Origin of the sequence: Mitsuaria chitosanitabida ATCC BAA-476 = NBRC 102408 (assembly GCF_001598255.1) — a bacterium.
GTDB classification, from domain to species: Bacteria; Pseudomonadota; Gammaproteobacteria; order Burkholderiales; family Burkholderiaceae_C; genus Roseateles; species Roseateles chitosanitabidus.
This window is the reverse complement of sequence record NZ_BCYP01000022.1, coordinates 1-21,156: the sequence shown is the minus strand read 5'-3', so window position 1 is coordinate 21,156 and position 21,156 is coordinate 1. Positions and strand designations below refer to the sequence as shown.

General features: G+C 70.3%; 20 protein-coding genes. 15 read left to right on the top strand and 5 right to left on the bottom strand.

Annotated features, from left to right (window positions below; translation table 11 throughout):
* Positions 1-21: 21 nt before the first annotated feature.
* A complete protein-coding gene (locus MCHT01_RS14760; protein WP_067066109.1) occupies positions 22-543 on the top strand; it encodes a Dps family protein in 522 nt (173 codons plus the stop codon).
* A gap of 105 nt (positions 544-648) precedes the next feature.
* On the opposite strand, the gene MCHT01_RS14755 is transcribed toward MCHT01_RS14760, so the two are convergent.
* The gene (locus tag MCHT01_RS14755) at positions 649-1,608 is read right to left on the bottom strand and encodes a phosphate acetyltransferase (RefSeq protein ID WP_067066238.1); all 960 of its coding nucleotides are present in this window, start codon (positions 1,606-1,608) and stop codon (positions 649-651) included.
* A gap of 207 nt (positions 1,609-1,815) precedes the next feature.
* Between MCHT01_RS14755 and MCHT01_RS14750 the strand changes: the two genes are divergently transcribed.
* From MCHT01_RS14750 to MCHT01_RS14720, 7 genes are all read left to right on the top strand, one after another.
* The gene (locus MCHT01_RS14750) at positions 1,816-4,302 is read left to right on the top strand and encodes a DUF3141 domain-containing protein (protein ID WP_067066108.1); all 2,487 of its coding nucleotides are present in this window, start codon (positions 1,816-1,818) and stop codon (positions 4,300-4,302) included.
* Positions 4,299-5,099, top strand: a complete 801-nt coding sequence (gene fabI / locus MCHT01_RS14745) for an enoyl-ACP reductase FabI (protein WP_067066107.1) — start codon at positions 4,299-4,301, stop codon at positions 5,097-5,099. Before MCHT01_RS14750 ends, fabI begins: the two co-directional genes overlap by 4 nt.
* A gap of 3 nt (positions 5,100-5,102) precedes the next feature.
* Positions 5,103-6,320, top strand: a complete 1,218-nt coding sequence (locus MCHT01_RS14740; RefSeq protein ID WP_067066106.1) for an acetate/propionate family kinase — start codon at positions 5,103-5,105, stop codon at positions 6,318-6,320.
* 238 nt (positions 6,321-6,558) lie between these two features.
* Positions 6,559-6,951 carry a hypothetical protein gene (locus tag MCHT01_RS14735; protein WP_067066105.1) on the top strand — a complete coding sequence of 131 codons (393 nt, stop codon included), beginning with the start codon at positions 6,559-6,561 and terminating at the stop codon, positions 6,949-6,951.
* A gap of 66 nt (positions 6,952-7,017) precedes the next feature.
* On the top strand, positions 7,018-7,629 hold the full coding sequence (locus MCHT01_RS14730) for a type 1 glutamine amidotransferase family protein (protein WP_067066104.1): 612 nt from the start codon (positions 7,018-7,020) through the stop codon (positions 7,627-7,629).
* Positions 7,630-7,778: 149 nt separating this feature from the next.
* The gene (locus tag MCHT01_RS14725) at positions 7,779-9,425 is read left to right on the top strand and encodes a peptide chain release factor 3 (RefSeq protein ID WP_067066103.1); all 1,647 of its coding nucleotides are present in this window, start codon (positions 7,779-7,781) and stop codon (positions 9,423-9,425) included.
* A 189-nt stretch (positions 9,426-9,614) separates the two neighbouring features.
* Entirely contained in the window at positions 9,615-10,424 is an 810-nt protein-coding gene (locus MCHT01_RS14720) for a substrate-binding periplasmic protein (RefSeq protein ID WP_084452678.1), read from the top strand.
* Positions 10,425-10,530: 106 nt separating this feature from the next.
* Here MCHT01_RS14720 and MCHT01_RS14715 read toward each other — a convergent pair whose 3' ends face one another.
* Positions 10,531-11,598, bottom strand: a complete 1,068-nt coding sequence (locus MCHT01_RS14715) for an NAD-dependent epimerase/dehydratase family protein (RefSeq protein ID WP_245643327.1) — start codon at positions 11,596-11,598, stop codon at positions 10,531-10,533.
* A 164-nt stretch (positions 11,599-11,762) separates the two neighbouring features.
* On the opposite strand from MCHT01_RS14715, the gene MCHT01_RS14710 reads away from it, so the two are divergent.
* Positions 11,763-12,665, top strand: coding sequence for a LysR family transcriptional regulator (locus MCHT01_RS14710; RefSeq protein WP_067066102.1), 903 nt, complete (start codon positions 11,763-11,765; stop codon positions 12,663-12,665).
* Between the two features lie 58 nt (positions 12,666-12,723).
* On the opposite strand, the gene MCHT01_RS14705 is transcribed toward MCHT01_RS14710, so the two are convergent.
* Positions 12,724-13,686, bottom strand: a complete 963-nt coding sequence (locus MCHT01_RS14705) for an MBL fold metallo-hydrolase (RefSeq protein WP_067066101.1) — start codon at positions 13,684-13,686, stop codon at positions 12,724-12,726.
* A 284-nt stretch (positions 13,687-13,970) separates the two neighbouring features.
* On the opposite strand from MCHT01_RS14705, the gene MCHT01_RS14700 reads away from it, so the two are divergent.
* From MCHT01_RS14700 to ubiA, 6 genes are all read left to right on the top strand, one after another.
* On the top strand, positions 13,971-14,741 hold the full coding sequence (locus MCHT01_RS14700; protein WP_067066100.1) for an ABC transporter ATP-binding protein: 771 nt from the start codon (positions 13,971-13,973) through the stop codon (positions 14,739-14,741).
* A 1-nt stretch (position 14,742) separates the two neighbouring features.
* Positions 14,743-15,453: an ABC transporter ATP-binding protein gene (locus tag MCHT01_RS14695; protein WP_067066099.1), complete on the top strand. Its 711-nt coding sequence runs from the start codon at positions 14,743-14,745 to the stop codon at positions 15,451-15,453.
* A 106-nt stretch (positions 15,454-15,559) separates the two neighbouring features.
* Positions 15,560-16,768 (top strand): ABC transporter substrate-binding protein, encoded by a 1,209-nt coding sequence (locus MCHT01_RS14690; protein WP_067066098.1) that lies wholly within the window; start codon positions 15,560-15,562, stop codon positions 16,766-16,768.
* Between the two features lie 121 nt (positions 16,769-16,889).
* The gene (locus MCHT01_RS14685) at positions 16,890-17,777 is read left to right on the top strand and encodes a branched-chain amino acid ABC transporter permease (RefSeq protein ID WP_067066097.1); all 888 of its coding nucleotides are present in this window, start codon (positions 16,890-16,892) and stop codon (positions 17,775-17,777) included.
* A complete protein-coding gene (locus MCHT01_RS14680; RefSeq protein WP_067066096.1) occupies positions 17,774-18,751 on the top strand; it encodes a branched-chain amino acid ABC transporter permease in 978 nt (325 codons plus the stop codon). Before MCHT01_RS14685 ends, MCHT01_RS14680 begins: the two co-directional genes overlap by 4 nt.
* A gap of 83 nt (positions 18,752-18,834) precedes the next feature.
* The gene (ubiA, locus tag MCHT01_RS14675) at positions 18,835-19,752 is read left to right on the top strand and encodes a 4-hydroxybenzoate octaprenyltransferase (RefSeq protein ID WP_067066095.1); all 918 of its coding nucleotides are present in this window, start codon (positions 18,835-18,837) and stop codon (positions 19,750-19,752) included.
* 106 nt (positions 19,753-19,858) lie between these two features.
* Here ubiA and MCHT01_RS14670 read toward each other — a convergent pair whose 3' ends face one another.
* Positions 19,859-20,479 (bottom strand): DUF4337 domain-containing protein, encoded by a 621-nt coding sequence (locus tag MCHT01_RS14670; RefSeq protein WP_067066094.1) that lies wholly within the window; start codon positions 20,477-20,479, stop codon positions 19,859-19,861.
* 84 nt (positions 20,480-20,563) lie between these two features.
* On the bottom strand, positions 20,564-21,156 hold a 593-nt coding region (locus tag MCHT01_RS14665), incomplete at its 5' end, for a CBS domain-containing protein (protein WP_148661538.1).

The window sequence follows — 21,156 nt, the reverse complement described above, 5'->3', positions numbered from 1 at the left end:
ATTCCCCTAAGGAGTCCCTCGATGGCCAAGAAGAGCCCCTCTCCCGCCAAGGCATCCGCCAAGGGCGCGCCGTCCATCCAGATCGGCATCAGCGACAAGGACCGCGCCGCGATCGCGCAAGGCCTGTCCAAGCTGCTGGCGGACACCTACACGCTGTACCTGACCACGCACAACTTCCACTGGAACGTGACGGGGCCGATGTTCAACTCGCTGCACGCGATGTTCATGGCCCAGTACACCGAGCTGTGGAACGCGGTCGACCCGGTCGCCGAGCGCATCCGCTCGCTGGGCCACAAGGCGCCGGGTTCCTACGCGCAGTTCGCGCAGCTGAGCTCGCTGCCGGACGCCCCCGCCACGCCGCCCAAGGCGCTGGACATGGTCCGCATCCTGGTGGACGGCCATGAAGGCGTGGCCCGCACCGCCCGCGCGCTGTTCGACCTGGTCGACAAGGCCAGCGACGAACCCACCGCCGACCTGCTCACCCAGCGCCTGACGGTGCACGAGCAGACCGCGTGGATGCTGCGCTCGCTGCTGGAAGAGTGATCGCGCCGCGCGTGAGGGCACCCGCCTGAACGCGCGATGCCGACGAACGACGGGGACCTCACGGTCCCCTGCCCGTTTTCTCGTCGGCGGCTTCTCTCGGTGCTCTCAGCCCACGGCCTTGATGCGCCCGGCCCGGCGGGCCTCGGCCAGCATCAACGCCAGTGCGCAGGATGCCAGCCGCGCGGCGCGCGAGTCGGCCCGGCTGGTCAGCACGATGGGCACCCTCGCCCCCAGGACCACGCCCGCCGCATAGGCCTGGGCCAGGAAGCTCAGGCTCTTGGCCAGCATGTTGCCGGCGTCCAGGTCCGGCACGATCAGCACGTTGGCCTTGCCCGCCACCGGCGACACGATGCCCTTGATGCGCGCGGCCTCCGGATCGATGGCGTTGTCCATCGCCAACGGGCCGTCCAGGATCGCGCCGGTGATCTGGCCGCGGTCGGCCATCTTGCACAGCGCCGCCGCGTCCATCGTCGACGGCACCTTCGGATTCACCGTCTCCATCGACGACAGCAGCGCCACCCGCACCTCCGGGAGCCGCAAGGCATGGGCCAGGTCGATGGCGTTCTGGACGATGTCGACCTTGTCCTCCAGCGTGGGGACGATGTTGATCGCGGCGTCCGAGATGATCAGCGGCTGCGGATGTCCGGGCACGTCCATCACGAAGCAGTGGCTGATGCGGCGCGCCGTCCGCAGCCCGCCCTCGCGGCGCACCACCGCGCCCATCAGCTCGTCGGTGTGCAGGCTGCCCTTCATGAGCGCGTCCACCTCGCCCTTCAGCGCCATGGCCACGGCCGCCTCCGCCGCCGCGTGGCTGTGCGGGACATCGACCAGCGTGAGCCGCGACAGATCGACGCCGGCCTGCGCCGCGGCTTCGGACACCTTGCCCGCCGGACCGATCAGCACCGGTTCGATCAGCCCCAGCGACGCGGCCTCGGCGGCGGCCAGCAGGGCCACGTCGTTGCAGGGATGGACGACCGCCATGCGCAACGGGCGCAGGTGGCGCACGGCGTCGATCAACCGGTCGTAATGGGGATGGGCACTGGGCGGATGGGCGCCGGACGACAGCGTCGGCGAGGTCCGGACGCCCGTGGGCGGAACTGGCGGAGAAGTGATCACTGGTGCTCCCTGAGACGTGAAATTCCGTTAACCCTGCGTGATCCTCGGGCTTTAACAACGGATCGCGGACGATGATGCATGCTGCGGTGCAACATGACAAGCCGTCCGGGTTCCGACGAAGGGCTCCGGCGGGTCGACGACGCAGGGAGAAGCGACATGTTCCAGTGGCTCCGACAAGCCGGCTCCGACACCGAGGGCACGTCCCTCGCACCGCCCGACCTGGCCGGCCGCGCCGCCGAGGCCTGGCGCGCCTATGCCGCCGATGCCTGGCAGCGCACCGTGCTGACGCTGGACGTGATGCGCGAGCGCGGCAACGTCTTCCTCGACCACCTGCACGCGGGAAAGCCGGCCCTGCTCAAGTTCGAGCACGAACTGCTGATGGACGGCCACGACCTCCCGCAGCCCTGCAACTACTCGCTGCTGCGCATCCTGCCGCCGGATGGCTCGGTCGTCGACCCCAAGCGCCGGCCCATCGTCGTCATCGATCCGCGCGCGGGTCACGGCCCCGGCATCGGCGGCTTCAAGCCGGACTCCGAGATCGGCGTCGCGCTGCGCGCCGGCCACCCGGTCTACTTCATCACCTTCGAGCCCGAGCCCGTCGAGGGCCAGACCCTGCTGGACGTGGCGCGCGCGGAGGCCCTGTTCATCGAGGAAGTCGGCCGCCGCCATCCCAAGGCGCCCGGCCTGCCGGCGGTGATCGGCAACTGCCAGGCCGGCTGGGCCGTCGCGGCGCTGGCCGCCGTGCGCAGCGACCTGATGGGCCCCATCGTGCTCAACGGGGCCCCGCTGTCCTACTGGGCCGGCTCCGCGCAGCAGAACCCGATGCGCTACGCGGGTGGCGCGCTGGGCGGCGCCTGGTTGTCGGCGCTGTCGGCCGACCTGTGCGGCGACCGATTCGACGGCGCCTATCTGGTCTCCAACTTCGAGAACCTCAACCTCGCCAACACCTGGTGGGACAAGTACTACCACCTCTACGCCAACGTCGACGCGGAGCGCGAGCGCTTCCTGGACTTCGAGCGCTGGTGGGGCGGCTACTTCCGCATGACCGGCGAGGAGATCGAGTCCATCGTCGAGAACCTCTTCATCGGCAACCGCCTGGCGCGCGGCGAGGTAGAGATGGAGGGCTACCAGCTGGACCTGCGCAACATCGCGGCGCCGATGGTGATCTTCGCGTCCTGGGGCGACAACATCACCCCGCCGCAGCAGGCGCTGGACTGGATCATCGACGTGTGGGGCAGCGAGAAGGCGCTGGTGAAGGCGGGCCGCACCATCGTCTACATGCTGCATCCGCGCATCGGCCACCTGGGCATCTTCGTCGGCGGCGCGATCGCGCGGCGCGAGCATGAGCAGATCGTCGACACGCTGGAGCAGATCGCCGCGCTGCCGCCCGGGCTGTACGAGATGAAGATCGACGCGCGCGATCCCGAGGCCCCGCTGGCCGCGCTCGAGTCGGGCGACTACAGCGTGAGCTTCGAGACCCGCAAGGTCGACGACCTGCGCGCGCTCAATCCCGACGGACGCCGCGACGAGGCGCTGTTCAGCACGATCGCGCAGGTGTCGGAGTCCAACATCCGCGCCTATCGCCAATGGCTGCAACCCGCGGTGCGCGCGGTCGGCAACAAGCCGCTGGGCGAGCTGCTGCGCTGGCTGCATCCGCTGCGGCAGCAGCATCTGGCGATCTCCGACCTGCATCCGCTCGCGCCCTGGATCCGCCAGGCGGCCGACGGCGCGCGGGAACGTCGCGCGCCCGTGGACGCCGACAACCCCTGGCTGCGCTGGGAACAGCTGGGCTCGCGCTGGATCAGCGAGAGCCTGGACCGTGTCGGCCACCAGCGCGACAGCGCGCTGGTGCGCTGGGTCGAGGCCGTCTATGGACCCAACGGCCTGGGCGCGCTGCTGCCGCCGCGGGCCGACGACGTCGCGTCGAGCACCGCCCACAGCCTCGCCGACGAGGCCGAGGGCCGGCGCGTGGCGCTGGCGCAGGTCGATCAGGGCGGCTTCGCCGAGGCGGTCTGCCGCATCCTGCTGACCGGCCTGGCGCATCGCGGCGTGCTGCAGCGGCGCGGCCTGATCCTGGGCCAGCTGCTGGCCGACTCGCATCGCCGCATGGCCACCCGCATGGCAGGCGCGGCCGCCGCGGCCCCGTCGGAGGACTGGGCCTCGCTGCTGCATCGGCAGGCGCTGGTCGTCGCCTTCGCGCCGGAGGAGGCCATCGACGCCCTGCCCCGCCTGCTGCCCGAGCTGGCCGATCGCGAGCAGGCGGTCGCGCTGGCCAGCGCCGTGCTGATGAGCGAGGCCGAGCTCAGCGACCCGAGCTCGCCGGCCGCGCGCTACGTGCATCGCGTGCTCGAGGTCGATCCCGCCCGGGTCGCGGCACTGGCGCAGTCGCTGTCGACGCCGCCCGCGGCCACCGTCACGATCGCGGCCTCGCCGATGCCGCAACCGGCGCGAGTGCCCGGGCCGCGCTCGCGCGCCGCGTCGACACCGGCATCGAAGCCCGCGTCCAAGGCCGCCGCCAAGGAGCGCGCGAACGGTCAGGAAGCGGCGCCGCGCGCACGGCGCGCGTCGGCGGCCTCGACCACCGGCGCCACCCGGACACCCGCGCGCAAGGCCGCCACGCGGTCCCGCAAGGTCGCCGCATGAGCGGCGCCTCGCAGGCGCACCCCGCGCCGCCGCCCCCGCTGCTCGCCGGCCGCAAGGTGCTGGTGACGGGCATCGCCAATGACCAGTCCATCGCCTACGGCTGCGCGCGGGCCTTCCGCGCGATGGGCGCGAACCTGGCGCTGACCTACCTCAACGACAAGGCCCTGCCGCACGTGGCGCCGCTGGCGGAGGCACTGGACGCCGACCTGCTGCTGCCCCTGGACCTGCGCCAGCCCGAGGCGCTCGAGTCCGTCTTCGCCGCCATCGCCGAACGCTGGGGCGTGCTGCACGCCGCGTTGCACTCGATCGCCTTCGCGCCCAAGGACGACCTGCACGGCCGCCTGGTCGACAGCAGCGCGGCCGGCTTCGCGCAGGCCATGGACATCTCGTGCCACAGCTTCATCCGCATGGCGCGGCTGGCCGAACCGCTGATGCGCGGCGGCGGCACGCTGTTCACGATGAGCTTCCAGGGCGCCTCGCGCGTGGTCGACCACTACAACCTGATGGGTCCGGTGAAGGCGGCGCTGGAGGCCTCGGTGCGCTATCTGGCGCATGAGCTCGGGCCCGCGGGCATCCGGGTGCATGCGATCTCGCCCGGACCGATCGCGACGCGGGCGGCCTCGGGGCTGGCGGAGTTCGACCACCTGCTCGCCGACGCCGCGGCGCGCGCGCCGGCGCATGCGCTGGCCACGATCGACGACGTCGGCTTCGCCACCGCCATGCTGGCCGCGGATCACGCGCGGCTCATCACCGGCACCACGCTGTTCGTCGACGGCGGTTATCACATCATGGGGTGAACGATGGATCCACGCTTGGAAGGTGAGTTCATCGCCGTCGTCAACGCGGGCTCGTCCAGCATCAAGCTGTCGATGTTCTCGCTGCACGAGGACCGCAGCCGCGGCCCGCTGCGCCTGGAGCTGCGCGCCCAGGTCGAGGGCCTGGGCACCACGCCGCACTTCGAGGCGCGCCATGCCGACGGCTCGCCGGCCGGATCGCGCGACTGGCCGGTCGGCGAGGGGCTGTCGCACGAGGGCGCGCTGGACCACCTGGTCGAGTTCGTCCGCCACGAGTTCCCGCGGCTCGAGATGCTGGGCATCGGCCACCGCGTCGTGCATGGCGGCACCGGCTTCGACGCGCCCATCGTCGTCACGCCCGAGGTGCTGCGCCAGCTGGAGGCGCTGATCCCGCTGGCCCCGCTGCATCAGCCGCACAACCTGGCCCCGGTCCGGCGCGCGTTCTCGGCGCTGCCCGGGCTGCCGCAGGTCGCCTGCTTCGACACCGCCTTCCATCGCGGCCAGTCCGACGTGGCCGACGCCTTCGCCCTGCCCTATGCGCTGTTCGAGGCCGGCGTGCGGCGCTACGGCTTCCATGGGCTGAGCTACGAGTACATCGCCTCGCGCCTGCCGGCGCTGTCGCCGCGCCTGGCCGACGGCCGCGCGGTGGTGCTGCACCTGGGCAACGGCGCCAGCGCCTGCGCGATGCAGCGCGGCCGCAGTGTCGCGAGCAGCATGGGCTTCACCGCGCTGGACGGCCTGCCCATGGGCACCCGCAGCGGCGCCATCGATCCGGGCGTGCTGATCTACCTGATGGACGAGCGCCGCATGGACGCGCGCGAGCTGGAGGCGCTGCTCTACAAGGAGTCGGGCCTGCTGGGCCTGTCGGGCGTCTCCAGCGACATGCGCCAGCTGCTGGCCAGCGACGCGCCGCGGGCGCGCTTCGCGGTGGACGTCTTCGTGCACCGCGTGGCGCGCGAGATCGGCGCGCTGGCCGCCGAGATGGGCGGTCTGGACGGCGTCGTCTTCACCGCGGGCATCGGCGAGCACGCCGCGGAGATCCGCCGCCGCGTGATGTCGCGCTGCCTGTGGCTGGGGCTGACCGGACACGACGGCGCCAACCGCGAGGGCGCGCCGGAGCGCCGCATCAGCGCCGTCGACAGCCGGTGCGAAGCCTGGGTCATTCCCACCGACGAGGAGCTCATGATGGCGCGCCACACCTTCCGGTTGCTGGCCGGCGAATGAGCCGTCACGATCCACCGATCGACACGCCGAGCGCGCGGATCATGGCCACGCCGAGCCGATTCCTTGTTTCCTTGCTTCCGCGCGCGGGGCGATCCCTTGTTCACCGCTCGCCTTTTTCCCCGATTCCCGTGACGATGGACGCCCGTGATGCCGCGCGCCCTTGCGCGGCCGGGCCGATAACGTTTTCCCCCGCATCCATCGGGATGGACCGCCATCCCGCCTGTGAAAGGACACCGCCATGAGGACCCCCAAGCAGCGTTACAGCGCCGAGGAGTGGGAGAAGACCGTCGAGGACGTGGACCTGGAGATCGCGCAGCTGGCGATCATGTGCCGCATCCGCCTGCTGGAACCCGGCGTGATCGAGCACGTGCTCGACAACGACCTGCGCATCTGCCCTGATGGTCACGAAACCGGCTTCGAGAAACTGCGGGGCATGCTCTACCTGCATTACGAGGTCCAGACCCGCCTGGCGGAGGAACTCGGCCCCGCCGACGCGACCCAGGTGATCCAGCGCGTGCGCCAGCACCTGATGGTGCGCATCGGGACGCAGTTGGGCGTGCCCGCCGAGGGCAGCCCGCTCGACGGCCCGCTGCCCCGCGCCGAAAGCGACAGCGAGGGCGGCGCGCAATAACCCCACCCGCTTGGGCGATCCGGAGGGCGGCGCTACAGTCGGCCGCATCGCCTCGCGGGTCCCGCCATGCGCATCGCCATCCTCTCCTTCGACGGCTTCAACGAGCTGGACAGCTTCGTCCCGCTCGGTCTGCTGAACCGGCTCAAGCCGCTGGGCTGGTCCGCCGAGCTCTGCGGCCCCGGCGCCGCGGTGACCTCGATGAATGGGGTCTCGGTGCAGCTGCAGCGCCCATTGGAATGGGCCAACGAGGCCGACGCGGTCTGGTTCGGCTCCGGCATCTACAGCCGGGCGATCGCGGAGAACTCCGCCCTGCTGGACCGCCTGCAGATCGATCCGACCCGCCAGCTGATCGCGGCCCAGTGCTCCGGCGCGCTGATCGCGGCGCGCCTGGGCCTGATCGGCAACGCCCCCGCCTGCACCGACACCACCACCCGCCCCTGGCTGGTCGAGGCCGGCGTGCGGGTGCTGGACGAGCCCTTCCACGCCCGGGGCCCGGTGGCCAGCGCGGGCGGCTGCCTGGCCTCGCAGTACCTGTCGGCCTGGCTGATGTGGCGCAAGGCCGGGGAGGCCGCCGCGCGCGACGCGCTGACCTACGCCGCGCCGGTGGGCGAGAAGGCGGAGTACGTGGAACGGCTGCTCGCCCGCGTGCGGCCCTTCATGGATCCCGAGGCCGGATGAGGCGGCGCCGGCATCGGGCGCCGCCCGGGGCGGCCCTTCGCCGATAATCGCGGGTTCGCCGCCGGGCCCAGCGCCCGCGGCCCGATCCCTTCACCGATCCCAGCGCGCACGGTCGACCTCGACGCGGCGCGCGCAGCCCCTCTCGCGCCATGTCCACCGACACCGATCAGCCCAGCCGCATCCAGTCCGAAGTGCGCCGTCGCCGCACCTTCGCCATCATTTCCCACCCTGACGCGGGCAAGACCACGCTGACGGAAAAGCTGCTGCTGTTCTCGGGCGCGATCCAGATCGCCGGCTCGGTGAAGGCGCGCAAGGCCTCGCGCCATGCGACCTCCGACTGGATGGAGATCGAGAAGCAGCGCGGCATCTCGGTGGCCTCGTCCGTGATGCAGATGGAGTACCGCGACTGCGTCATCAACCTGCTGGACACCCCGGGCCACCAGGACTTCTCCGAGGACACCTACCGCGTGCTGACCGCGGTGGACGCGGCGCTGATGGTCATCGACGCCGCCAACGGCGTGGAGCCGCAGACCCGCCGCCTGCTGCAGGTCTGCCGCGCGCGCAACACGCCCATCCTGACCTTCGTCAACAAGCTGGACCGCGAAGTGCAGGAGCCGCTGGCGCTGATGGACGAGATCGAGCGCGAGCTGGGCATGACGGTGGTCCCGTTCACCTGGCCGGTGGGCATGGGCAAGCACTTCCACGGCGTGATGGACCTGCGCCAGCAGCGCATGCGCGTGTTCTCGCCCGGCGAGGACCGCGCGGCCGGCACCGAGGAAGTGCTCGAAGGTCTGGACAACCCGGCCTACGTCGAGCGCTTCGGCATGCAGTACGAGAACGCGCAAGGCGAGATCGAGCTGGTCAAGGAAGCCGCCCCGGCCTTCGACGAGGAGGCCTTCCTGACGGGCAAGCAGACGCCGATGTTCTTCGGCTCCGCGGTGAACAACTTCGGCGTGCAGGAAGTGCTGGACGCGCTGGTGGAGCTGGCGCCCGCGCCGGCCGAGCGCGCCGCGATGCAGCGCGTCGTGCAGCCGGAGGAACCGAAGTTCACCGGCGTGGTCTTCAAGATCCAGGCCAACATGGACCCGGCGCACCGCGACCGGATCGCCTTCCTGCGCGTGGCCTCGGGCCATTTCGAGCGCGGCATGCGGCTCAAGGTCGTGCGCTCGGGCAAGGAGCTGCGGCCCAACACGGTGGTGAGCTTCCTGTCGCAGCGCCGCGAGCTGCTGGACGAGGCCTTCGCCGGCGACATCATCGGCATCCCCAACCACGGCGTGCTGCAGCTGGGCGACACCATCACCGAGGGCGAGGCGCTGCAGTACACGGGCCTCCCGTTCTTCGCCCCTGAGATGTTCCGCTCCGTCGAAGTGGCGGACCCGCTCAAGACCAAGCAGCTGCGCGAGGGCCTGCGCCAGTTGGGCGAGGAAGGCGCGATCCAGGTCTTCCGTCCCGAGGCCGGCAGCGTGCTGCTGCTGGGCGCGGTCGGTCAGCTGCAGTTCGAAGTCGTCGCGCACCGGCTGGAGCACGAGTACGGCGTGAAGGCCCGCGTGATGGCCGCGCGCTACAACGTCGCGCGTTGGGTGACCTGCGACGAGGCCGACGGCGGCGAGAAGGAGCTGCGCCGCTTCATCGACCACAACGCCCACCGTGTGGCCTGGGACGCGGTGAACGCGCCGACGGTGCTGCTCGAGTACGCCGGCGAGCTGCGCGCGATGCAGGAGAACTGGCCCAAGATCAAGTTCCACGCGCTGCGCGAGCACGCGGGCCTGGTCTTCCAGAAGCAGATGGACGCCTGATCGCCCGGGTCGCCCCGGTCGTCCTGGCATCGCGCCGGGGTGTCCCCTCCGCGGGGTCAGGTCTGGCCGGGCCGCCGCGCGCGTATCCCCCCTCGCCCGCCTGGGCGCTGTGAATTTGTTGGCGCCCCGGGAGCGGCCCCGGGCCGACACCGTTGTCGGCCTGTCATCCCGACTCCCTACACTGCCCCGATGCCCCACCTGATCGAGCCCCCGCCGGAGCGCCGTCTGTGCTGCCTCCTGCTGGCGGCGGGCATGCTCGCGGCCGCGGCGCCGTCGCTGGCGGCACCGCCCGGCCCGCGATCGGTGGTGGACGAGGACGCGCGCGAACTGGTCGCGTACACCGAGAACCTGCCGCCGCTGAACTACGCCGACAAGGGCCAGGCGCAAGGCTTCAGCACCGAGCTGCTCAAGGCCATGGCCGCCGAGGCGGGCCTGCGGCTGCGCATCGAAGTGCTGCCCTGGCAGCGCTCGGTGCAGGAGGCGGCGCGGCGGCCGGACAGCGTGCTGTTCTCGCTGACCCGCACGCCGGAGCGAGAGACCCAGTACCGCTGGGTCGGTCCCATCAGCCCGCGCCGCATCCTGGTCTACCGCCTGAGCCACCGCACCGATGCGCATCCGGCCAGCCTCAAGCAGCTGAACGGCCTGCGCCTGGGCGTGGCGCGGGATTCGGCCTCGGCCAAGCAGCTGATCGCGGACGGCCTGCGGCCGGAGGTGGAGCTGGAACTCGGCCTGGACGACGCGACCAACCTGCGCAAGCTGCTGGCCGGCCGCATGGACCTGATCGTGCTGCTGGACTGGGCCGCGGCCTGGCACCTGCGCGAGCTCAAGCTGCCCTATGCGACGCTGACGCCGGTGCTGGCCATGGACGTCGACAAGTCCTACTGGTATGGCCTGCCGGCGGATGCCGATCCGGTCATCGCTCGGCGCTTGCAGGACGCGCTGGACCGCATCAAACGCGACGGGCGCTACGACCGCCTGCGGCAGCGCTACTTCAGCTGACGCGCCTGCGCCGACCTGTCCGGTTGCGCCGACCCCGCGAGGGCCGGATGGCGACGTCAGGTCGGCCGGATCGCCTTCGTCCTCTCCGTCCGGGGGATCGCCTCGATCAACTGAACGACGGCGACGTCGTCCGGCGTCGCTCGCTCTTGTCCGTGGGCAGGCATCCCAAGGATTCGAGCGTGCGCTCGACGGCGATCTCCAACGGCGTATGCGGCTCACCCCCCTCCCGGCCGAGCTCGCGGGCGAGCCGGGCCCCGTCCATGCGCAGCGGCTCGCGCCAGAGGTAGCGCATCTCGGCGAGCTCCCGGAACAGCGGCACCACCGGCCGGGCCAAGGCCACCGCCCACCACGGGAAGCGCGAGACCTTGGGCGTGACGCCGGTGCGGCGGCGCACGACGCGCTGGATCGCCTCGGCCATCTGACGCCCGTCTGCGTCCCAATGCCCCGCGAAATGGAAGCGGGCGAAGGCGGGCAGCTGCTCGCGGCGCTCGATCAGCGCGCTCATCGCCGCCGCGACGTCCGGCAGATAGGCCCACTGGTGGCCTGCGCCGTCGCGGCCGGGTTGCTGGATGCGCGTCACCGCGCGGCCCGGCGTGACCAGGCCCTGCGAGAACCAGCTGTTGGCGGCACCGGGCCCGAAGAAGTCGCCCGCCCGCAGGACGATGGCGCGGAACTCGCCGCGCTCGGCGCCCTGCTGCAGGCGACGTTCCATCTCGACGCGGATCGCGCCCTTGCGGGTCAGGGGCCGCTGAGGCGCGTCCTCGCCGGGATGCGGGAAGGCGTCCGGCCCGTAGTTGTAGACCGTGCCCGGCAGCACCACGGTGGCGCCGCGCGCCCTGGCGGCGGCGAGGGTGTTGTCGAGCATCGGCAGCACCAGCTCGTTCCAGCGGCGGTAGCCCGGCGGGTTGACCGCGTGGACGATCACCTCGCAGCCCTGCGCCGCGCGCTGCACGTCCATGGCCTCGAGCGCGTCGCCGCGCAGCCAGAGCAGGCCGTCGCGCTGTTCGGACTCACCGGCCAGGCCGCGCTTGAGCGCCCGCACCGTCCACCCGGCATCGCGCAGCGCACGCGCCACCGCGCCGCCGATCCCGCCACTCGCGCCCAGCACCAGCGCGGTCCGCTTGGCCACCGCCGTCATCGCGGCCAGCGTGCCGATCGCATCCATCGAGGTCATCGCATCCATGTTCAGCTCCTGGGAAGGGGGTTGGAGAGAAAGGCCTGGGAACGCGGCGCCTCATCGCTTGAGGCGGCCGTGTCGGGAAGGCATGGAGCGGATTCTGGGCATCGACGTCCTGTTTGAAAATTGCCGAGCATCGACCAGCGGCTATACATTTCCGCATGGCAACGACGATCGCATGGGAGTGGTACCGCTCCTTCCTGGGCGTGCTGCGGGAGGGCTCGCTCTCCGGCGCGGCGCGGGCGCTGGACCTGACGCAGCCGACGGTGGGGCGCCACGTGGCGGCGCTGGAGGCGCAGGTCGGGCAATCGCTGTTCGTGCGCACGCCCGCAGGGCTGCTGCCGACGGAGGCGGCCCTGTCCCTGCGCCCCTACGCCGAGGCCATGGACAGCACGGCCGCCGCGCTGGAGCGCACCGCCCGCAGCCATGGCGACGGCGTGCGCGGCGTGGTGCGGGTCACCGCGAGCGAGGTCGTGGGCGTCGAGGTCCTGCCGCCGCTGATCGCGGACCTGCGCGAGCAGCATCCGGAACTGGTGATCGAGCTGGTGCTGAGCAACAAGGTGCAGGACCTGCTGCGGCGCGAGGCCGACATCGCGGTCCGCATGACGCCTCCGAAGCAGGAGCAGCTGATCGCACGCCGCGTCGGCGTGATCGAGGTCGGCCTGCACGCGCATGAGCGCTATCTGAAGGCGCATGGCACGCCGCGCTCGATGCGGGCGCTGATCGACGAGGGTCACGCGCTGATCGGCTACGACCAGCCGGCGCCCTATGTGCGCGAGCTCGCGCGGCGCTACCCGGTGATGGCCCGCGAGCGCTTCGCGGTGCGCGCCGACAGCGACCTCGCCCACCTGGCGCTGATCCGCGCCGGCGCGGGCCTGGGGCTCTGTCAGGTCGCGGTGGCGAAACGGGATCCCGCGTTGAAGCGCGTGCTCAAGCGCGAGCTCGGCATCCCGCTGGAGACCTGGCTCACCATGCACGAGGACCTGCGGGACAGTCCGCGTTGCCGGGTGGTGTTCGAGGCGCTGGTCGCGGGCCTGGCCCGGCACGTCGGCGCGGGCCGATGACGGACCGGCCCGAGAAGCCGGCGGGGCGAGGCCGCCTCCCGCGGCCCCGCCGCGTCCGTCACGGCTTGATGCTGTAGTTCGCCGGCACCCAGCGATAGCCCTTGCCGTCGGCGGCGACGTGGCCCAGGCCCGGGAAGGACACATGGGCGATGGCGACCCAGTAGCCGTTCTTCGCGGCGTCCGCGTAGGCCTTCTGGCGCTGCGGCATGGCCTGCTTCGAGTCCGTGTCGAAGCTGATCGTCACCGTCGGGTCCGGGAACTGCACCGCCGCGACGTGCATCAGGTCGCCCCACACCGCCAGCTTCTGGCCCTGGCTCTCCACCAGGTAGACCGTGTGGCCCGGCGTGTGGCCGAAGGCGGCGTGCGTGCGAATGCCGGGGACCAGCTCGGTCTCGCCGTTGAAGGGCTTGAGCTTGCCCGCGTCCTGGTACGGCTTGAGCGCCGTCGCGGCCGCGCCGAAGAAGTCCTTGTGCGCCGGATCCTTGGCCGCGTTGTCCGCGTTCAGCCAGAAGTCGGCGTCATGCTGGTCCATCCGGACCACGGCGTTCGGGAACACCGCCTTGCCGTCCTGCACCAGACCCATCGCGTGGTCCGGGTGCAGGTGGGTGATGTAGACCTCATCGACCTGCTCCGGCTGGTAGCCCGCGGCCTTCAGGTTGGCCAGCAGCTTGCCGGTCGTCGGACCGAAGGCGCCGTTGGCGCCGGTGTCGATCAGCACCAGCTTGGTGCCGGTGTTGATCAGGTAGGCATTGATCGAGGTCTCGACCGGCGGCTTGAGATAGCTCTTCTGGAGCGCCTTCACCACGGTGCCGGGCTTGGCCTTGTCCATCAATTGATCGACAGGCAGGTCGATCGTGCCGTCGTTCAGCGCGGTGATCTCGAAGTCGCCCAGCATCATCCGGTAGTAGCCGGGCGCCTGCGTCTTCACCTGCGGCGCGGCCGCCTGCACGCCCGCGGCGGCCAGCGCGAGCGCCAGTCCCAGCGCGGCGAATCGGGGGGTACGGAAAGCGGAACGGGTCATGGGGGAACCTCCAGGGTTGTCGTCGTGGCATCGACCGCGCGCGGCGGTCCGCCAAGGCGGATCCGCGACGCGATGTCAGGGTCGGCGCGCAGCATATCCAGGTGACCTCCTCGTGTGCTGCGCACATGGGAGAAGCACCCTTCTCCCACAGGAGATTCCGATCCGAGGGTTAGCCCTTGCGCAATGCTGCGTAAAGGGTTTTACGCTGTCGAAGGCCCCTGCCGGAGCCCTAAATTCCTGGCTCCACTCAACGAGGCTCCGACAACGGCGCCCGCATTGCGCCGATGAGCAACCTCATCCTGGAGACACGCAAACTGACCAAGGAGTTCAAGGGCTTCACCGCCGTGGACTCCGTGGACCTGCAAGTGCAGCGCGGCCACATCCACGCGCTGATCGGCCCCAATGGCGCCGGCAAGACCACCTGCTTCAACCTGCTCACGAAGTTCCTGACCCCCACCCGCGGTCAGATCCTCTTCAACGGCGTCGACATCACCGGCGAGAAGCCCGCCCAGATCGCGCGACGCGGCGTGATCCGCTCGTTCCAGATCTCCGCGGTGTTCCCGCATCTGACGGTGCTGGAGAACGTGCGCATCGGCCTGCAGCGCTTCACCGGCACCAGCTATCACTTCTGGACCGGCCTGTCCGCGCTGCACAAGCTGGACAACCGGGCGCTGGAGTTGCTGGAGCTGGTCGACCTGCGCGACATGGCCTCGGCCCGCGCGGCGGACCTCCCGTACGGCCGCAAGCGCGCGCTGGAGATCGCCACCACCATGGCCATGGAGCCCGAGCTGATGCTGCTGGACGAGCCCACGCAGGGCATGGGCCATGAGGACGTGGACCGCGTCACCGCGCTGATCAAGCGCGTCGCGCAGGGCCGCACGGTGCTGATGGTCGAGCACAACATGAAGGTCATCAGCAGCATCGCCGACCGCATCACCGTGCTGGCGCGCGGCGCCGTGCTGGCCGAGGGCGACTACGCCGCCGTGTCCAAGCATCCCAAGGTGCTCGAGGCCTACATGGGCTCCGAGGCCGCCGAGCTGCAGGGAGCGCATTGAGATGAGCTATGCGCTGGAGATCAAGGGCCTGCAAGCCTGGTATGGCGAGAGCCACATCCTGCATGGCATCGACTTGGCCGTCCCGCAGGGTCAGGTCTTGACGCTGCTGGGCCGCAACGGCGCCGGCCGCACGACCACGCTGCGCGCCATCATGGGTCTGACCGACCGCCGCAGCGGCTCGATCAAGGTCCACGGCCAGGAATCGGTCAAGCTGCCCACGCACCGCATCGCGCGACTCGGGCTGGGCTACTGCCCGGAGGAGCGCGGCATCTTCGCCTCGCTCAGCACCGAGGAGAACCTGCGCCTGCCGCCCCCGCTCAAGGGCGGCCGCGGCAAGGTGATGTCGGAGCAGGAGATCTACGCCATGTTCCCCAACCTGTCCGAGCGCCGGCACAGCCCGGGCACGCGGCTGTCGGGCGGGGAACAGCAGATGCTGGCGGTGGCCCGCATCCTGCGCACCGGCGCGGACATCCTGCTGCTGGACGAGATCTCCGAGGGCCTGGCCCCCGTCATCGTGCAGGCGCTGGCCCGCATGATCACGGCGCTCAAGGCGCAGGGCTTCACCATCGTGATGGTGGAACAGAACTTCCGGTTCGCCGCGCCGCTGGCGGACCACTTCGTCGTGATGGAGCACGGTCAGGTCGTCGAGTCCTTCCCCGCCGCGCAGCTCGAGAGCAAGCGCAAGCTGCTCGACGAGCTGCTGAGCGTCTGAGGACCGAGAGAGACGCCGCCCACGACGCATCGAATCTTTCCGAGCTTGAGTTTTCGAGTCTGAACCCCGCCAGGCCCGTCGAGGCCGATCAACAAGGAGACAAGCGATGAAGACGACCCTCAAGACCGTTGCCCTGGCCTCGGTGCTGGCCTGTGGCACCCATGCCGCGCAGGCCCAGATTTCCGGCGACGTGGTGAAGGTCGGGATCATCACCGACATGTCCAGCGTCTACGCGGACATCGACGGCGCCGGCGGCGTGGAGGCCATCCGGATGGCCATCGCCGACATGAAGGGCCAGGTGGCCGGCAAGAAGATCGAGCTGGTCTTCGCCGACCACCAGAACAAGGCCGACGTGGCCGCCTCCAAGGCGCGCGAGTGGTTCGACACGCAAGGCCTGGACCTGCTGATCGGCGGCACCAACTCCGGCACCAGCCTGGCCATGGCCAAGGTCGCGGCCGAGAAGAAGAAGCCCTTCATCTCGATCGGCGCCGGCACCTCGCGCCTGACCAACGAGGAGTGCTCGCCCTTCACCATCCACTACGCCTACGACACGGTGGCCCTGGCCAACGGCACGGGCGCGGCGGTGACCAAGGCCGGCGGCAAGACCTGGTACTTCCTGACCGCGGACTACGCCTTCGGCACCTCGCTGCAGGCCGACACCTCGGCCGTGGTGACCAAGAGCGGCGGCCAGGTGCTGGGCGCGGTCAAGCATCCGCTGAACGCGAGCGACTTCTCCTCCTTCCTGCTGCAGGCGCAGAGCTCCAAGGCGCAGATCCTGGGCCTGGCCAACGCGGGCGGCGACACCATCAACGCGGTCAAGGCGGCCAACGAGTTCGGCATCACCAAGACCATGAAGCTGGCCGGTCTGCTGATGTTCATCAACGACGTGCACTCGCTGGGTCTGAAGACCACCGAGGGCATGTACCTGACCGACAGCTGGTACTGGAACCAGAGCCCCGAGGCGCGCACCTGGAGCCGCCGCTTCTTCGAGAAGATGAAGCGCATGCCCTCGTCGCTGCAGGCGGCGGACTACTCGGCGGTGACGCATTACCTGAAGGCGGTCGAGGCGCTCAAGAGCGACGACGGCGAGAAGGTGATGGCGCAGATGAAGGCCACCCCGGTCAACGACTTCTACACCAAGGCCACGATCCGCAAGGAGGACGGCCGCGCGGTGCACGACATGTTCCTGCTGCAGGTGAAGTCGGCCAAGGAGTCAACCGAGCCCTGGGACTACTTCAAGGTCGTGACCCGCATCCCGGGCGAGGACGCCTTCACCAAGCTGGCCGATTCCAAGTGCCCGCTGGTCAAGAAGTGATCCACAAGTGATGGCATCGCCCCGCGGCCGGCATGACGCCGGCGGGGGCGATCGCGCGACCGGGGCCGCCCGTCTGAGGCGGCGGATCGCGCGGGACTGAAACGCAGGAAGAGCGCTTGCTATGTCTGAGGTCTTTGGAGTTCCCTTGCCCGCCTTGCTGGGCCAGCTGTTGCTGGGCCTGGTGAACGGCTCGTTCTACGCGATGCTGTCGCTGGGGCTGGCGGTGATCTTCGGCATGCTGAACATCATCAACTTCGCCCACGGGGCGCTGTACATGATGGGCGCCTTCCTCGCGTGGATGGGCCTGGAGTACCTGGGCATCAACTACTGGGCGATGCTGCTGATCGCGCCGCTGATCGTGGGCGCGTTCGGGCTGGTCATCGAGCGGCTGCTGCTGCAGTGGCTCTACAAGCTGGACCACCTGTACGGCCTGCTGCTGACCTTCGGGCTGACGCTGGTGGTCGAAGGCGTCTTCCGGTCCTTCTTCGGCGTCGGCGGCCAGCCGTATCAAGTCCCGGAGGCGCTGTCGGGCGCGACCAACCTGGGCTTCATGATCCTCCCGAACTACCGGGCCTGGGTGGTCGTGGCCTCGCTGGTGGTGTGCCTGGCGGTGTGGGTGCTGATCGAGAAGACCTCGCTGGGCGCGACGCTGCGCGCGGGCACCGAGAACCCGAAGCTGGTGCAGGCCTTCGGCGTGAACGTGCCGCGGCTGGTGACCCTGACCTACGCGGGCGGCGTGGCGCTGGCGGGCTTCGCGGGCGTCCTGGCGGCGCCGATCCTGCAGGTGAATTCGCTGATGGGGTCCAACCTGATCATCGTCGTCTTCGCGGTGGTGGTGATCGGGGGCATGGGCTCGATCCTGGGCTCGATCCTGACCGGGCTGGGCCTGGGCGTGATCGAGGGCCTGACCAAGGTCTTCTATCCGGAAGGCTCCAACACCGTCGTCTTCGTCATCATGGCCCTGGTGCTGCTGGTGCGTCCGGCCGGCCTGTTCGGCAAAGAGAAATGAACAAGAAACCGCTGGGCTACGCCGCCCTCTTCATCGCCGTGGCGCTGCTGCCGTGGCTGGGCGTGTATCCGATCTTCGCGATGAAGGTCATGTGCTACGCGCTGTTCGCCTGCGCCTTCAACCTGCTGATCGGCTTCACCGGGCTGCTGAGCTTCGGTCACGCGGCCTTCCTGGGCACGGCGGCCTACGCGGCCGGCCACGCGCTGAAGGTCTGGGGCTTCCCGCCGCTGCTGGGCATCGCCTTCGGCACGCTGATGGCGGCGCTGGCGGGGCTGGTGTTCGGGCTGCTGGCGATCCGGCGCTCGGGCATCTACTTCGCGATGATCACGCTGGCGCTGGCGCAGATGCTGTTCTTCTACTTCCTGCAGGCGCCCTTTACCGGCGGCGAGGACGGCCTGCAGTCGGTGCCGCGCGGTCACCTGCTGGGCATCGACCTGGAGAACGACGTCGCGCTGTTCTACGTGGTGCTGGCGATCTTCGTGCTGGGCTTCTGGCTGATCTACCGGACGGTGCATTCGCCCTTCGGTCAGGTGCTGACCTCGATCCGCGAGAACGAGGCCCGCGCCACCTCGCTGGGCTACGACGCGGCCCGCTTCAAGCTGCTGGCCTTCGTGCTGTCGGCGGGGCTGGCCGGGATGGCGGGCGCGACCAAGACCCTGGTGCTGGGCTTCGCGACGCTGACCGACGCGGTGTGGACGACCTCGGGCCTGGTGATCCTGATGACGCTGGTGGGCGGCATGGGGACCATGGTCGGCCCGATCGTCGGGGCGCTGGTGATCATCGCCCTGGAGAACAAGATCGGCGACCTCGGCCAGTGGCTGGCCGGCGTGACCGGCGTGCAGTGGTTCACCGGCCTGGGCGAATCGGTCAGCCTGGTCACCGGGCTGATCTTCATCCTGTGCGTGCTGGCATTCCGGCGCGGGCTGGTGGGGGAGGCGGGGGCGCTGTGGGAGCGGCTGCGCAAGCCGAGCTGAGAGGCTGAATCCTCCGGCGCCGGCTGTGCGAGCACCGGGATGGCGACTCGCTGTCGAGGCTGCCCGGCGCGACAATCCCCGCCATGACCCCCGCCGCCCCTTCCCCCGCCGAGCCATCGAGGCTCTCGCTCTACCTGAACCTGATCCGCTGGGACCGGCCGGCCGGCACCTATCTGCTGCTGTGGCCCACGCTGGCCGCGCTGTGGATGGCCGCGGACGGCTGGCCGGGCTGGCATCTGCTGGCGGTCTTCACGCTCGGGACCTTCCTGATGCGCAGCGCCGGCTGCGCGGTCAACGACGTCGCCGACCGCGAGTTCGACAAGCACGTCAAGCGCACCGCCAACCGGCCCGTGACCTCCGGCGCCATCACCGTCAAGGACGCGCTGCGCCTGGGCGCGGCGCTCTCGCTGATCGCCTTCGGCCTGGTGCTGACCACCAACCCGCCCACCATCCTGCTGTCCTTCGCGGCACTGGGCGTGACCATCCTCTACCCCTTCACCAAGCGCTGGATCTCGATGCCGCAGGCGGTGCTGGGCGTGGCCTTCTCCTTCGGCATCCCGATGGCCTTCTCCGCCGCGCTGGGCGGGCGCGAGTGGAGCTTGCAGGCGATCGGCGCCTCGGTGCCGCTGGCCGCCTGGGGCCTGCTGGTGGCCAATCTGTTCTGGGTCCTGGCCTACGACACCGAGTACGCCATGGTCGACCGCGACGACGACATCCGCATCGGCATCAAGACCTCCGCGCTGACCCTGGGCCGCTTCGACGTGATCGGCGTGATGGCCTTCTACGTCGTGTTCCTGGCGATGTGGACCGTGCTGGGCCTGCGCCTGGGCATGGGCCACTGGTTCCTGGCCGGCCTGGCGGTCGCGGCCGCGCAGGTGGTCTGGCACTACACGCTGATCAAGGACCGAGGCCGCGAGGGCTGCTTCAAGGCCTTCCGCGAGAACCACTGGGTCGGCTTCGCGATCTTCGCGGGCACCGCGCTGGACCTGGCGATGCGCTGAGCGCGCTCGCTCATCGGCATGAATGCGAACGGGCGCCCACTGGGCGCCCGTCGTCGTTTCGGGAGGCCGCGTCCGACCTCGATGTCGACCGCGATGCCGAAGCCCGTCAGGACAGCAGCTGCACGATCATGTCCGGATGCAGCGGCCAGCTGGCGAGCCCGGCCAGGCCCATCAGCACACCGAAGAAGGTGGGCACCAGGGTCACGACGTAGAGCCACCACATCTGCGTCAGCGCGGTGATGGCCAGCATCGCGATGGAGATCGCAAGCAGCGCATCCGACAGGTCGAACTGGTCGTCACGGTAGTTGAGCGCGTCGTAGCGCTGCTGATCGGCCTCGGCCTGCTTGCGGAGCTCGTCCTTCTTCGCGGCCTGGTCGGCGGCCAGCGACTCGTAATGGGCGATGGCCTGCTGGTAGCCCTCGGCGGCCGAGGCGGGCGCGCCGATGGCCTGCAGCCTGAGCTGCGTCAGCGTGGCCTTGGCCGTCTCCTCGCGGGCGTTGCGCGCCTGGTAGAAGGCCCAGTGGTCGATCTTGTCGGCCTGGGCCTGCTGCATGTTCTGGTTGATGTTGTCGTCCTTGACCTTGCAGATGCCCATGAAGGTCGCCAGCAGCGCGACCGTCACGGCCACCGCCACGTTCAGGCGCGACTGGCGCTGCGGCGCCGGCGCGTCCGGCAGGTCATGCGCCTGGCGGGCGCTCTCGATGAGTTCTTCGGGATCGATGTCCATCGGCGTCGCGGGGAGTGGAGGTCGGAACGGCCGGCCACGAGGGCCGGAGCCGGCGGAGTCTAGCGCCGCGACCTGAGCGCGACCTTAGAGCCCGTCCACCCGCGCCAGCGCCGCCACCAGGTCCGACTGCGTCAGGATGCCCACCAGACGGGCTTCGTCGCCGACGATGGGGATGTGGTGGTGCCCGGTCGCCGCGAACATCGGCACCAGGTCCGCCAGCGGCCGGTCCGCGCTGGCCACGCGCACCTGGCGGCTCATGATCTGGCCCACCACCTCCGGCTTGTCGCTGTGCGTCGACGGCGTCGGGCGGATCAGCTGCCGCAGCCGCGCCGCCCAGTCGGCGTGATCGTCCAGCACCGCGCCGCGCAGGAAGTCCGCCAGGGTCACGATGCCGATCACGCGCCGCGCGCGATCCACCACCGGCAAGGCCTTGATGTGGTGCTCGCGCAGCAGCGACCAGGCCTCCTGCAAAGGCGTGCCCCACTCGACCACCCGCGGCTCGCGCGACATCACGTCCGCGCAGCGCAAGGTGTTCAGCCGGCGCCGCGCGGCCAGCAGGCCGGCCTCGTCGATGATCGCGCGCAGGTCGTCCTCGGGCAGGTCGACCACCTGGTTGTAATGCGCCAGCACCGTCTCCAGGTCCGCGCCGCTGAAGGCGGGCGCGCCCGCCGGCGGGG

Bases quoted from the DNA above. Each gene is read 5' to 3' on its own strand.
- MCHT01_RS14760 (WP_067066109.1), top strand. From the start codon at position 22: ATGGCCAAGAAGAGCCCCTCTCCCGCCAAGGCATCCGCCAAGGGCGCG.
- MCHT01_RS14750 (WP_067066108.1), top strand. From the start codon at position 1,816: ATGTTCCAGTGGCTCCGACAAGCCGGCTCCGACACCGAGGGCACGTCC.
- fabI (WP_067066107.1), top strand. From the start codon at position 4,299: ATGAGCGGCGCCTCGCAGGCGCACCCCGCGCCGCCGCCCCCGCTGCTC.
- MCHT01_RS14740 (WP_067066106.1), top strand. From the start codon at position 5,103: ATGGATCCACGCTTGGAAGGTGAGTTCATCGCCGTCGTCAACGCGGGC.
- MCHT01_RS14735 (WP_067066105.1), top strand. From the start codon at position 6,559: ATGAGGACCCCCAAGCAGCGTTACAGCGCCGAGGAGTGGGAGAAGACC.
- MCHT01_RS14730 (WP_067066104.1), top strand. From the start codon at position 7,018: ATGCGCATCGCCATCCTCTCCTTCGACGGCTTCAACGAGCTGGACAGC.
- MCHT01_RS14725 (WP_067066103.1), top strand. From the start codon at position 7,779: ATGTCCACCGACACCGATCAGCCCAGCCGCATCCAGTCCGAAGTGCGC.
- MCHT01_RS14720 (WP_084452678.1), top strand. From the start codon at position 9,615: ATGCCCCACCTGATCGAGCCCCCGCCGGAGCGCCGTCTGTGCTGCCTC.
- MCHT01_RS14715 (WP_245643327.1), bottom strand. From the start codon at position 11,598: ATGACCTCGATGGATGCGATCGGCACGCTGGCCGCGATGACGGCGGTG.
- MCHT01_RS14710 (WP_067066102.1), top strand. From the start codon at position 11,763: ATGGCAACGACGATCGCATGGGAGTGGTACCGCTCCTTCCTGGGCGTG.
- MCHT01_RS14705 (WP_067066101.1), bottom strand. From the start codon at position 13,686: ATGACCCGTTCCGCTTTCCGTACCCCCCGATTCGCCGCGCTGGGACTG.
- MCHT01_RS14700 (WP_067066100.1), top strand. From the start codon at position 13,971: ATGAGCAACCTCATCCTGGAGACACGCAAACTGACCAAGGAGTTCAAG.
- MCHT01_RS14695 (WP_067066099.1), top strand. From the start codon at position 14,743: ATGAGCTATGCGCTGGAGATCAAGGGCCTGCAAGCCTGGTATGGCGAG.
- MCHT01_RS14690 (WP_067066098.1), top strand. From the start codon at position 15,560: ATGAAGACGACCCTCAAGACCGTTGCCCTGGCCTCGGTGCTGGCCTGT.
- MCHT01_RS14685 (WP_067066097.1), top strand. From the start codon at position 16,890: ATGTCTGAGGTCTTTGGAGTTCCCTTGCCCGCCTTGCTGGGCCAGCTG.
- MCHT01_RS14680 (WP_067066096.1), top strand. From the start codon at position 17,774: ATGAACAAGAAACCGCTGGGCTACGCCGCCCTCTTCATCGCCGTGGCG.
- ubiA (WP_067066095.1), top strand. From the start codon at position 18,835: ATGACCCCCGCCGCCCCTTCCCCCGCCGAGCCATCGAGGCTCTCGCTC.
- MCHT01_RS14670 (WP_067066094.1), bottom strand. From the start codon at position 20,479: ATGGACATCGATCCCGAAGAACTCATCGAGAGCGCCCGCCAGGCGCAT.